Source organism: Paenibacillus oryzisoli, from assembly GCF_001653565.1.
Taxonomy (GTDB): Bacteria; Bacillota; Bacilli; order Paenibacillales; family NBRC-103111; genus Paenibacillus_E; species Paenibacillus_E oryzisoli.
In genome coordinates, this window is record NZ_LYPB01000034.1 from 22,729 (window position 1) to 34,906 (window position 12,178).

General features: G+C 49.6%; 10 protein-coding genes. 1 reads left to right on the top strand and 9 read right to left on the bottom strand.

What is annotated here, in order from left to right; all coding sequences use genetic code 11:
• Positions 1-67: 67 nt before the first annotated feature.
• The 4 genes from A8708_RS00730 to A8708_RS00745 all read right to left on the bottom strand — a co-directional run bounded on the left by A8708_RS00730 (position 68) and on the right by A8708_RS00745 (position 3,445).
• Positions 68-502, bottom strand: coding sequence for a DUF6526 family protein (locus A8708_RS00730; protein ID WP_068661630.1), 435 nt, complete (start codon positions 500-502; stop codon positions 68-70).
• Positions 503-506: 4 nt separating this feature from the next.
• Complete coding sequence (locus tag A8708_RS00735) at positions 507-731, bottom strand: hypothetical protein (RefSeq protein ID WP_068661631.1); 225 nt, start codon at positions 729-731, stop codon at positions 507-509.
• Positions 732-810: 79 nt separating this feature from the next.
• Positions 811-1,569: a GTP pyrophosphokinase gene (locus A8708_RS00740; RefSeq protein ID WP_068661638.1), complete on the bottom strand. Its 759-nt coding sequence runs from the start codon at positions 1,567-1,569 to the stop codon at positions 811-813.
• Between the two features lie 136 nt (positions 1,570-1,705).
• On the bottom strand, positions 1,706-3,445 hold the full coding sequence (locus A8708_RS00745; protein ID WP_068661632.1) for a methyl-accepting chemotaxis protein: 1,740 nt from the start codon (positions 3,443-3,445) through the stop codon (positions 1,706-1,708).
• Between the two features lie 984 nt (positions 3,446-4,429).
• Between A8708_RS00745 and A8708_RS00750 the strand changes: the two genes are divergently transcribed.
• Positions 4,430-5,089 (top strand): transmembrane-type terpene cyclase, encoded by a 660-nt coding sequence (locus A8708_RS00750; protein WP_082927183.1) that lies wholly within the window; start codon positions 4,430-4,432, stop codon positions 5,087-5,089.
• A 48-nt stretch (positions 5,090-5,137) separates the two neighbouring features.
• On the opposite strand, the gene A8708_RS00755 is transcribed toward A8708_RS00750, so the two are convergent.
• The 5 genes from A8708_RS00755 to A8708_RS00775 all read right to left on the bottom strand — a co-directional run bounded on the left by A8708_RS00755 (position 5,138) and on the right by A8708_RS00775 (position 11,895).
• On the bottom strand, positions 5,138-7,279 hold the full coding sequence (locus tag A8708_RS00755; protein ID WP_167355839.1) for a CocE/NonD family hydrolase: 2,142 nt from the start codon (positions 7,277-7,279) through the stop codon (positions 5,138-5,140).
• A 13-nt stretch (positions 7,280-7,292) separates the two neighbouring features.
• Entirely contained in the window at positions 7,293-8,453 is a 1,161-nt protein-coding gene (locus tag A8708_RS00760) for a dipeptidase (protein ID WP_068661634.1), read from the bottom strand.
• Between the two features lie 12 nt (positions 8,454-8,465).
• Positions 8,466-9,443, bottom strand: coding sequence for an ornithine cyclodeaminase family protein (locus A8708_RS00765; protein WP_068661635.1), 978 nt, complete (start codon positions 9,441-9,443; stop codon positions 8,466-8,468).
• Positions 9,444-10,199: 756 nt separating this feature from the next.
• Positions 10,200-10,691, bottom strand: a complete 492-nt coding sequence (locus A8708_RS00770) for a CcdC protein domain-containing protein (protein WP_068661636.1) — start codon at positions 10,689-10,691, stop codon at positions 10,200-10,202.
• 151 nt (positions 10,692-10,842) lie between these two features.
• On the bottom strand, positions 10,843-11,895 hold the full coding sequence (locus A8708_RS00775) for an NAD(P)/FAD-dependent oxidoreductase (protein ID WP_068661637.1): 1,053 nt from the start codon (positions 11,893-11,895) through the stop codon (positions 10,843-10,845).
• Positions 11,896-12,178: the final 283 nt, after the last annotated feature.

A 12,178-nucleotide genomic window follows, 5' to 3' on the forward strand; every position in this document is an offset into this window, starting at 1 on the left:
TCAACAGAATGACGCAGGTAAACACAAAAAAAGACAACATCCGCGGATGCGTCTTCTTCACATGATCTTATATTCGGAAATTGTCGCCTCTCCAGCTGCGAACTGCTTTCTTAATCGCATCCGGCGTCATTCGCTCCGCTGCTGCCTTCTTACAAAGTGCTGGAAATTCTTCATCCGATGCAAAACGTAAAGCCGTAATTTGCCCGATCGTCAACTTCTTATCTAGCAGCTCCTGTGTCAGCACGAAGTGCCGAAGGTTCTCTTCCGCCCGGATCGCCCGATCCTGCGCCTTGATAGGGTAGGAACGGATCAACAGAAAAATCACAACTACAATAATAGCAATGAGGACAAACATAACCGCTGGCAGTACCTGATTGTCAGCCTGTATAGCGCTAATCAGCTCCACAATAGATAGAACTACTAAGCCTAGTGCCAGCAAGGAAAACAGATAGTGAAACAACGGATGCATACGTCGATGATTGACATAATTTTGAACCTTCATCTACTTATTTCCCCACAATCTCAGTGATCTCACTCTCTAATAAAAGATAACGGTGCACGCTTCGCATAATTGGTACTTTGGTTAAATTGTTCTTGTCCACATATTGCTTCATCTGATCTTTCGATAAACCTAGAATTTTACCCGCTTCCATTACCGTGAGCACTGCTTCATTGCTAGTCGCGTTGAACGTTGTCTTCACCTTTTGATTCCAGTCTTCAAATGATTGCATGTTTTCGCACCCTTCTCAATCCGATCCTTCCATTATAGCACGAAAACACCTGCATCACCCAATTACCTTCATCTGCCACTTAGGACTCCTCATCACTCATGAGCGCTAGCAGCGCTTTCGGTAAAGCAAATTTCTGATTGCTGATCATGATTTGATTCAAGGCATCTTCAGCCATATCCGCCTGCTCTTCCTTAATCACACTGATTTCCGCGTGCAGCCGTTCCATCTGTGAATCGAGTGCCGCCGCTGAATTTGCTGCTTGCTTTAATTCTTCTAAGAGACGAGCAGGTACGGCTTGGTTGCCTTCATTAAATTTATAGAATATTTTATGCTCCAAACTCGCCCAACAGTCCATGGCAATTGTACGAATTTGTACTTCCATACAGACGCGCTCTTCACGATCCGACATATGTACAGGCACTTCAATGAGTAAATGTAAGCTTTGGTAGCCATTAGGCTTCGGATTTTTGATATAGTCTTTTTCGCTCAAAATATGAAGGTCGTTCTGATTCCTAAGCATCTTGGAAATGACATAAATATCGGACACGAATGAGCATGTAATTCGCAGGCCGGCAATGTCTTTCACGCTGCCCTTAATGCCTTCGAAAGAGAGCTCTCCCCCCTTTCTCATCAGCTTTTGGAAAATACCTTCCGGCGATTTCAACCGAGATTTCGTATGTTCAATCGGGTTATATTCATGCAGCATCTCGAATTCTTGAACGAGGATATCAATCCTGGTTTCCATTTCATCCAGCGCAAACTTGTAGGTCATCATAAAGCGTGTAATTTCGTGCTTAAACTTCTTCAGATCATTCATCGAAAACTGATTCGTAATCATATTCATATGGAATTCCATCCTTGGTTAATGTTATTTTTCCATGCCTTGCTAGTTTAAATCATCGAGATCACTCTACGCAAATGCAGCGATGAGAAAAGACACCCTTAGGGTGTCTTCCGTGTCGGTTGTATGTATATTAGTTCATTTTGTATGTATTGATCACATCTTGTAAATCTTGGGCTATGGAGGCGAGCATCTGAGAAGATGACGTTACTTCCTGGGAAGAAGCCAGTTGTTCTTCAGTGGCTCCAGCTACACTCTGCGACAACTCCGAGGTGATTTTCGCTACATGCTCCATATTGGTGACCGTTGCGGCAACTTGCTGCGAGCTAGCGGCCATCTGCTGTGCTGCGGCGGCTGTCTCTTGGATTTTGGAAGCTACCTCTTCAGCAGAACGAACAATGGCTTGGAAGCTTAGCTCTGTGCGATCAACGGATTGCAGCCCTTTTTGAACCTCAGCAAGTCCCGCGTCCATCGCTTTGACCGCCTCTTGCGTATCCTGCTGAATACTGGTGACCACACCTCGAATTGCCCCAACCGATTCTCCCGTTTGCGTAGCAAGCTTGCGAACCTCTTCAGCCACAACTGCAAAGCCTTTGCCCGCTTCACCCGCACGCGCTGCTTCAATAGCGGCATTCAAAGCCAGAAGATTCGTCTGGGTTGCGATCTCACCGATCATCTGCGAGACTTTCCCGATATTCTGCGAATGCTCAGCCAGTTGGTGAATCGTTTGGTTCGCCTGCGTTACCACACTGCTTAAGGCGTTCATGCTCATCGTGACATGTTGAACATCCGCTTGGCCATTGCGCGCTTGCTCGGATGCATGGGCCGACAGATCGGAAACATCTGACGTCGTTTCAGCAATACGTTGTACCCCTATCGTGATTTCATCCATAGCGCGAGCACATTCCAGCGCGTTGATGCGCTGTGTTTCCGCTTCTGTTGCAATGGTCTGAATATCCACAGCGACATGCTGGGAGGCTTCGCTATTTTGCTCCGAGCTCGCATACAGCTGCTCAGAAGAGGAGGCTACCGCACTGGATGATTCCTGCATCCGGGCCATGACTTCGCGCATTTGACGCATCATGCCATTTACCGCTTGAACGAGGACGCCTATTTCGTCTTTATTCGTAAACTGCAGCTCCGAAACCGTCAGATCCCCTTCTGCCATACGATCCAGTACGTGGGATGCGGCAATAACGGGTCTCGTCATGTTGCGGACAATCACCCAAGTAATTACAACGGATATCAGCACGGCGAGAATCAGTAGACTAACCCCGCTTACGATACTGCTGCGATACGCCACTGCATTCTTTTCCACACTATCATCTGCGCCTTGCTGGTTGAAAGCAACCATTTTGCGACATATCGTTTGTACAAAATTATAGCTTTGTGTTAGCTCATCATAGAGCCTAATCAATTCAATCTGATCCGTTGCCTTACTGTACTTGAGATAGTTGCTTTGTAGATTACCCCATTGTTCTAGAATCATGTTGTAATTCTTCTCATCTTCTTCATTCGCTAAGGTCTTGCCATAGCTCTCTATCGCCTTATCTCCCTTGCTCATCGTTGCTTGAATATCACGCGCTAACTCCAGTTTCACTGAAGTATCCATCTGATTGTGAACACCTACTAGGTCCTTCGCAATATGTTCCGTCAAGTAGCTGAATTCTTGTATGAGCTGCGTTCCGGCCATCCAGTTCTGAGCAATCTCCGTCATATCCTGCTTCATATTTTTCATCCTTACCATATCGGTAAGGCCCAAAATAGCCATAAACAGTAACACAACTGCAAAAGAACCAATCAATTTTTGCTTCAATTTCATTTTGACTTGCGTATGTCTCATCCACTCTGCTAATCTAGTCCTCGCTTGCATCTAAATCCTCCGAAATTTCAATTTATGGAACTCTCTCTCTAATCCCAAGCCTATCATATCGGCAAAATGTAGAGCGAATTCAATAGAAACTATTAACTTCGCATGAGTTCAACTAACATTTATCCAATTCTGGTCACAAAATGTTCAAAGAGGTGGAGGGACGATATGCGGTGGCGGAGGCGGTCGGAGGAGCATGGATGTTGCACGAGTGAACGGCAGGCGACGGCGTGCGTGCGGTAGGCGCTGGCGCTGGCGGCGGTGCGTGACGATCAGGCCACGGCGGCCCGGCATCCAGCCGTTTAACTGTAAAAACTACAGTTAATTTCATTAAAATTAACCAATTTGAAAGGATAACTGGATATCCTACAGTTAAACTCGAGCAATTTACTTCAATTGGCCAATATGAGTACTATTAACTACATATTTTCCATTTATTTTATAATTTGAGCTAAAATCGCGTAAATTAGATGTACTTTTCACATCTATTGCACAACAATATCCCCCTCTACCATACAAAAACCTTTCAAATCATCCTAATTCCCACTCTCCTAACATCATTCTTCCTCATTCTCAGCTCTCCTCACCTTATCGCTCTCGACCCTCCCAACATTCATCCCATACTATTACCAATCCCCCGACCAGCTCAGCTTCACCCTTGACTACTCACACTAATCGCTCCTCCTGAACTCATATCCACCATTCCTACAATCCCACCAACTCAACTTCACCCCTAGCTACTTTTAATTACACTTCCTCCACTCGTATCCATCCATTTCTACCATCTCCCACATGCTCACTCCTCCCCCTTCACACCTTCCTATGTGTCATCAGACTCCGACTTCCTAGACCACCAATCTCCTGACTCACACTTCTTTCGTTCCCTATCTACCTATTTGTAAAAGAAGACAAGATGCCTCTTCTTTTTTTACAAGGTTGTACATAGAAATAGAAAGAGACACCCTCGGAAGGATGTGCTTCCCCACTATGGCGATGCAGCACTTGCTATCTAATCAAATGGAGCTCTTCCTGCAATATGGACTAGCTATTTTTTGGACGGTTACCTATGTCCTCATCATTATCCAAGGTTTCAAGGATCGCGCCTGCGGTATGCCGTTGCCAGCTATTTGCGCTAATATTACTTGGGAGTTTCTGTTTGCGTTCATGATGCCATTTCACCCGTTGCAGATGATCATTTCACTGGTCTGGTTTCTACTCGACTGTGTGATTCTATTCCAAGGTGTCTACTTTGCCAAAAAGCAATTCCCACCACGCCTGCTCCTGCCTGCTATCTTCTCCTTACTTGTCATTTCGCTGCTGCTCCATGTCGGTATGATTGTCGAGTTCCATGATCAAGAGGGGAAATACACAGCCTTTGGCATCAATCTGATGATGTCGATCCTGTTTATCAAACTGCCGTTTACACAAGGACTCAAAGGCCAGACCATCTACATCGCTTATTACAAAATGATTGGCACCTTGTGCGCATCTATACTCTGCTACTCGCTGTATCCGGATTCCATCTTATTATTGTTGCTATGTTTGCTTACTACGATTGCGGACATTGTATACATCGGTATCATTCACCGTGCTGTGCATATAACGAAAAGGTCGAGTGCCCCACTGGCACCTACACTCCGCGCCTAGAAGAAAAAGACACCTCACCGAGGTGTCTTTTCATTTACCATTACCTTCCTACGCCAAAATCGGCAGCTTCACATGGCTCGGATACGCCTCCGAGTGATAGATCCTCTGCGTCACCACAATCGGCCGAGGATCCGTATACGGATCCAAGCCGGTATTCGTGTTCGGGAACGCGATCATCTTACTGGACGAGGTCACCGTAAAGCGCAAGCGATGCCCGACCGCGAAGGTATGTGCGATATTTTGCATGAAAATATCGTACTTCTCGATCCCATCTGGCGTCAGCAGTTCGGGCGCATCCAAGCCGCCACGGTACTTCGCGCGCACGATGTAGTTCGACAGCTTAATGGAGTTCCCCTTCGGGTCCACATCGCTCAAGGTCACAACCCAATCCGTGTCCACGCCGCTACTCGACGCGTACAGCTCGCAAGATAGCTCGCCTGCCACAGTCACGGCCTCCGCCAGTACCTCGCTCGTGTACACGAGGATGTCGCTGCGCAGCTCATGACGCCGCATGTTCTCCGGCTCGCGCTCCCCGCTGTCCGCGACGGGCTCCTCCGGATTGTACACGTACGAATCCGACTCGCTTCTCCCGTGTGGTACGTCATCACGTACCTCAGCCTCAGAGCCGAGCGTCAGCACGCCATCGCCAAGGCTGGAATTGGCTCGCCCGCCGCTGCCCAGAAACCACTGCGTCGCCGTCGCCTCGCTCGGCGTCCAGTCCTCGGACACGCGCCACTCGTTCGTGCCGACCACATAATACCGAGCTCGCGGCTCCTGCTCGATGCCATTGGCGATGCCTTTCAAAAACCGATCAAACCACCGCAGCACATTCACATCGTAGTTATATACAACCGCATCGTTCCCAAAGCTGGTGTCGAGCAGATCACGCGCGCGATTCGGGCCGTGTTCCCAGGGTCCGAGCCAGATTTTGCGGTGTGGCACATCATGCTTGGTCAGCATCCGCCATGTCTCCGACACGCCTGCACTGTCGCCATCGTACCAGCCCGAGATGACGAACATCGGAGCTTTCACATATGCCCCGCGCTCGCTAAACGTACAGTTGCGCCAGAAATCATCATACTCCGGATGCTCGCTCCACATATCCCAAGGACCGGATGCCCTCCCGATCATCTGCTGCGGGATCTCGCGAATCGGCCGTGCATCAACAGCTTTCTCGGGGCTGACCGTTCGCCCCCCGAAGATATCAAAATCCGTCCGCGTCCCCACCGACTGCGCCAACGTCCAGCAAAGCAAAGGCCAGGAACATACGGTGCCGCCTTTGCGCACCGTATCCACGAACGGCGATCCGACGTTCACTTCGTTCACGACGGCCTTCAAGTTCGGGTGACCGCTAGTCGAAGCAGCGGTCACCACATACCCTAAGTACGACGCGCCCCACATGCCGACGTTACCGTCGGACCAACCCTGCGCGACGATCCAATCGATCGTATCCGCACTATCATCGCGCTCGTAGAAGAACGGCACGAGCTCCCCTTCCGAATCGGCGCGCCCGCGAACGTCCTGATTGACGACGGCATAGCCTTTGTTCGCCCACCGCATGAAGAACGTCTTGCGCAGATTACGATCATAGCACGTGCGGATCAGAATCGTCGGCAGCTTCGTTCCTGGCGCTACGCCCTCCGGCAAATACACATCCGTCGCCAAACGAATGCCATCGCGCATCGGGACCAAGTCCGTTCCGAGATCATTTACTCCATACCGCGGAGCGGACAGTGAAGTGTCTGCATATTCCACCAAGGGTGTCACAGCCTCATACCCATCCACGACCAGCACTTCCATGCCATAGCGGTTCGGCGCCACGAATGCTACCACGCAGCCATCCACGGTCACGATATCAAGCGCGGTATCCTTACGCAACGCCCATACCTGTGAAACGACCTTTTTACCCGCCACTTCACCTGTATACTGGATATGCTTTTGATACAGATCACCATTTCCCAGCGTAACGGAATCGCCCTGCCACTCCGCTGCTGCATAGTCGGACTGATTCCCCTTAATTTTGTGCAAAGGAAGGATGTAGCCCGCCGTCTCAGCCAGCACATTCTCCTGCATCTGCGTACGCCGACGTGAATCGACCTTAGCATGCATAATCGCACCATCCGTAAACCTAATCATTCCTTCATACACGCCAGCCGCATACAATTTGTAAACCGTCGTCCCCGTGTTCATCTCCGCCATCCTCCTATCCGCACACTGCTTCAAATACGCACAACCAGTTCTCGCCCATCATTTTCCGGACATCCTCATCCGAGTAACCCCTTGCCACCAAACCACGGGTAAAATTGATAAAATAACTGTATTTCTCCAGCCCCTTCACCGTTTCCGTCGAGGGTCCATCCCCTTTGGCGAACCCGATGCGAGGCGCGATATGCTCTTTAAAATACACCAAGGACCACGCCACATCACTCATCGGCCAGTCCGTGCCAATACCGACATGGTCCACGCCGACCAGTCGGACGAGATAATCCATATGATCAAGCACATGCTCGATCGTCGTATCATTCGGATCCCCGTGGACGAACCACGGCATCGCGAACACTCCAATGACGCCGCCCGTTGCGGCGATCGCCTTGAATTCTTCATCGCTTTTGCAGCGCATATGCGGGTAGATGTTCTCCACACCGGTGTGCGAAGCAATCACTGGCGCAGTAGAAAGCCGGCACGCGTCTAGGGTCGTTTGTTTGCCGCAGTGGCTCGTATCGACGAGGATGCCTAGCTCATTCATTTTGCTAATAAAACGCATACCGAACTTGCTCACGCCGCCATTCGCCTCTTCCGCACAGCCGGAAGCAATATAATTCTGATTGTTATACGTCAGCTGCAGCACTCTCAGCCCAAAATTATACATCGCCTCAAGGAGCTCGAGATTTTTGCCTAAGCCATCGGTTTCTTGAGCAGTTACGATCCCTGCTTTGAGGCCGCTCGCCTTCGCTGCGCGAATTTGCTCTGCTGTCACTGCTTTCACAAGCCAGTCGTTCGCATCGAATTGACGTTGAATATCACCCATGGAGATAAGAATCTTGTCCACGCTTGATACATCCAGCTGCCGATTACCTGCCGTGATACCAGAACGGTACCATTCGTCCTTAAACTCGGAGATCTCCCCGCGAGCCGCCATGTCGTGAATGATTTTGCTCGGCATCGCGCTGTATGTCCATGGGTCTTCACGGTAGGGCTCGCACGCCTCCCGAATGTCCTCCGAAACGGCATCCGGAATTGCCTTGGGAGACAACGGCCCCTGGAACAAAAAATCGATAATAATCGAGCTCTCATGCAGCTCTCGTGCGCGTTCTTCTTGCTCGGGTGTAAGGTTAAAAGGATATAGTCCCTCTGTCGCGTTCATCGTTGTTCACTCCTAGAAGTCAATGTGGGTTCCTTTGTGTGTGCGAATTGCTTCTTTGTAGATGTAGTTCGCTGCTGCGAGGTCTTCGCAGGCAAGTCCTAATGATTTGAACAGCGTGATAGACGTGGCCGAGCGCCTTCCCTCTTTGGCACCTACCAACAGCTCACCTATTTCAGCTAAAATGTGATCTTTACTAATGGCTCCCTCCTGCAGAGGGATCAGGTAGTCACCCGCTTCGTTCACAGCGGACTCTGTCCGGTCCACGAAGAGCTCAGCCCGGCGCACCAGCTCGGTATCGAGCTCGCGGTCTTTCGCTCGGCAGGCGCCGACGGCGTTCACGTGCGCGCCTGCTTGGATCCAGGCACCCTGCACGATCGGCGTCGTCGACGCCGTCACCGTGCAGATGATGTCCGCATCCGCCACAGCCGCCTGCGCGGAGGATGCACATGAGACGAGGACAGCCGGATACCGGCTTGCCGTCTCGGCCTTTAATTGCTCGGCATGGGCCGGGTTCGGCCCCCATACCTTGATCTGTGTGATCGGGCGCACGAGGAGCATCGCCTCGATGTGCGTGCGGGCTTGCTCGCCCGTGCCGATCACGGCAAGGGTCGCGGCCTCGGGCTTAGCCAGCCTCTTCGTTGCTACTGCGCTGACCGCTGCAGTGCGGATGGCAGTGATTCGGGTGCCATCCACTATCGCCTCCAATTGACCATTGGTCGAATTGAACAATGAAACAAACCCTTGATGTGAAGGAAAGCCTTTTCCATGATTACCGGGGAAAACGGTAATCACCTTGGCGCCAACCTTCTCATCTCTTTTCAAATACGTCGGCATCAGCCCCATCACATTGCCGCCATGCAGCGGAACGACGGAACGCAGCGCTTGTACAGCCTGTCCATTCACCAAATCAGCGAGGACCGCTTCCATGATTTCGATGCAAGCTTGCATCCCAAGCAGCTCTTGCACTTCGGTTGACTTGATCACTAGCATGGGAAATCACCTGCTTCTATGTAGTTCTTTTTATTATAGCAAAGTCCGGGGCTGCGGGGGAACTTGGGAGTGCGCGGATGGTGGTGCTAGTGGTGGTAATGCTGATCATCGTGGTGCTACTGGTGGTCGTTCTGGTCGTGATGCTGATAATCGGGTGCTACTGGTGCTATTTGTTGATGATGCTACTAATTGTGCTCTTGATGGGGCTACTGGTGCAATTGCTACTCTTATTATCTTGCTACTCTTTCTACTCCTACTCCTACTCCTACTCCTACTACTCTTACTCCTACTACTCTTTCTACTCTTACTCCCCTTGTTACATTTACTACTCTTGCTACCATCGGCGCCCCCAACACACTTCATTAACTGGAAAAACTCCATCTATTTTCTAAGAATTCCTTCGAAACCTCGATTTAACTGGAAATTATGTAGTTAAAATTAGCTATTATCGTCCATTTTGGCTAAATAAAAGGAATTAACTGTATATTTTACATCTATTGCGCGTTACAAGGAAAAAAACTGCAAGATAACTGTATAAATTCCATCTATTTGCTCCTTAAGCCTCCTTTTCCCCCTACAGTTACGCACTTCCAGACACCAATCCATTCATCCGACTCCGTAGAAAACACGCGAGAATACTCCAGCAGACTCCCCCTCAAACCGTGCATCCGGATTTCCCGCACACGGCCCTGCTTCGTCAGTTCCCCCCACGCAAAAAAGCACCACAAAGGGTGCTTTTCATTCCAACGATCTGTGCTAGCTGGCACTCACTTTTCGATACTTGAGGAAGCTGCCGATCCGCCACACGCAAATGTACAAATACGCCATAACCATCGTTAGTACAGCGAATTCGGAGGGATCCAACCCTTTGAAATACTGAGATAATATCAATCGGACCGCAATGACGGCGATAATCACATATTTGAAGTTGGGGTTAGGTTTCGAATAAACCAATCCGTCCTCCCGCTTCTCGTAACCCGTATGGTAGAGCATAATACTGCCCAACGCCACGCCGAGCACACCCGCACACAGCAACTCCCATACAGCCGGTATATGAAAAGGATGATCTGGTACATGCGTCAGTGAGTTAATACTAAGCCCGAACACAATCAGCAGCAGGAAAACGGGAATGAGCATGCCTCTTCCTTTATTTCGAATTGGCTTTGCTTTTCCGCGCGTTCTTAACCAAATAACTAAAATAATAACTACAGCACCGATACCATAACCGATGAGCGTTTCAGCATTCATATCGTAGTACTCCTTTCAAAGACATCTTCTACAGAAATTATAAGGTTACTCCTCAGGTTTTACCTCCGTCTTAAGACCGACACGCTTCCGGATGGCAAAAAAGCACCCCCAGGGGTGCTCTTATAGACGGGATATATGTAGCTTAACCATATTACGATTGGAACATTTGCTTCACTAGCTCTTTATTGCGCTTTTTAAAAGCTTGATTATGCGAGGAAACCATCCCATAACTCTCGGCAGTAGGCTGAATGTACTGCTTTGCTTTGTTCACCGCATTTGCCGCGTCTTGGAAGGCTCCCGCGATCAGATGTACTTTGCCTGGATGATGAAGAATGTCCCCAGCAGCATAAAGCCCTGGCACAGAGGATTCACTGTTCGCATTACCAGCGATATAGTAATTCTCCGCTCGGTCGATCTCGATTTCACTATTCTCCAGCAGGGTCGTGTCGCGATCATAGCCATGGTTAATAACGACTTCATCCACATGGAAGGAGGTTACTTCACTTGTTTCATGATTCGTTAGTTCCACTCTTTCAATGGAGGCATCCTCGCCAGAAGCAAACAGTTTCGTAATGGAGGTGTTCAAAAAAAATGCCACAGAGCTATTCTGGAGCTGTTTCACTTGGGCCTCGTGTCCTGTCAGCTGGTCTTTGCGATAGCTCAGAATCACCTGTTTCGCGAAAGGCTCCAGCTCATTCGCCCAATCCACCGCCGAGTTGCCGCCACCGGAAATGACTACCGTTTTGTTCTTGAAGCGCTCCAGCGACTTCACCGTATAACTCAAATTGGAAACTTCGTAGCGCTCTGCGCCCTCGATTTCCAGCTTTTTCGGGTTAAGAATGCCGGAGCCGACAGCGACGATCACGGTTTTGGAGTAGTGCAGCTGACCTGATGTGGTGCGCAGGACGAAGATATCGTCTTCGTTTTTAGCGAGAGCTTCCACTTTCTCATTCAATATCACTTCAGGGCTAAACGTCAGTCCTTGCTCAACAAGCTGATTAATCAGCTTCGCTCCTGGGGTTGGGGTGACGCCGCCTACGTCCCAGATCATCTTTTCGGGGTATACATGTATTTTGCCGCCGAGATGCGGTTGAAATTCAATGATTTTGGTCTTCATTTCCCGAAGTCCACTATAGAAAGCCGAGTACAGACCCGCTGGTCCCCCGCCAATAACCGTTACATCAAACAATTCGTTCTGTTCCATGCTCAACTCACTCCTTAAGTCACCAATTGCGATTGAGAATCATTATTAATGAATGATACTGCGTTTTAGCGATTTTATCAACTGTAAAAATGCTGTTCGTGCCACGATGACCTCTTTAGCCAAACGTCGTTCGCTTGTAACTAGAAGGTGCCACGCCCTCTACTTCTAGGAATCCATACTGCAGATTCCCCTACGAAAAACCAATAGAGTAGGCCCATGCATAGTTGCATGGGCCTCTCACAGAACCGAACGTGCGGGTCATCGCATTCGGCTCCTCCAGCGC

What these genes read in the sequence shown, in the direction of transcription:
- A8708_RS00730 (WP_068661630.1), bottom strand. Translation starts at nt 502, where the DNA reads ATGAAGGTTCAAAATTATGTCAATCATCGACGTATGCATCCGTTGTTT.
- A8708_RS00735 (WP_068661631.1), bottom strand. Translation starts at nt 731, where the DNA reads ATGCAATCATTTGAAGACTGGAATCAAAAGGTGAAGACAACGTTCAAC.
- A8708_RS00740 (WP_068661638.1), bottom strand. Translation starts at nt 1,569, where the DNA reads ATGATTACGAATCAGTTTTCGATGAATGATCTGAAGAAGTTTAAGCAC.
- A8708_RS00745 (WP_068661632.1), bottom strand. Translation starts at nt 3,445, where the DNA reads ATGCAAGCGAGGACTAGATTAGCAGAGTGGATGAGACATACGCAAGTC.
- A8708_RS00750 (WP_082927183.1), top strand. Translation starts at nt 4,430, where the DNA reads ATGGCGATGCAGCACTTGCTATCTAATCAAATGGAGCTCTTCCTGCAA.
- A8708_RS00755 (WP_167355839.1), bottom strand. Translation starts at nt 7,279, where the DNA reads ATGAACACGGGGACGACGGTTTACAAATTGTATGCGGCTGGCGTGTAT.
- A8708_RS00760 (WP_068661634.1), bottom strand. Translation starts at nt 8,453, where the DNA reads ATGAACGCGACAGAGGGACTATATCCTTTTAACCTTACACCCGAGCAA.
- A8708_RS00765 (WP_068661635.1), bottom strand. Translation starts at nt 9,443, where the DNA reads ATGCTAGTGATCAAGTCAACCGAAGTGCAAGAGCTGCTTGGGATGCAA.
- A8708_RS00770 (WP_068661636.1), bottom strand. Translation starts at nt 10,691, where the DNA reads ATGAATGCTGAAACGCTCATCGGTTATGGTATCGGTGCTGTAGTTATT.
- A8708_RS00775 (WP_068661637.1), bottom strand. Translation starts at nt 11,895, where the DNA reads ATGGAACAGAACGAATTGTTTGATGTAACGGTTATTGGCGGGGGACCA.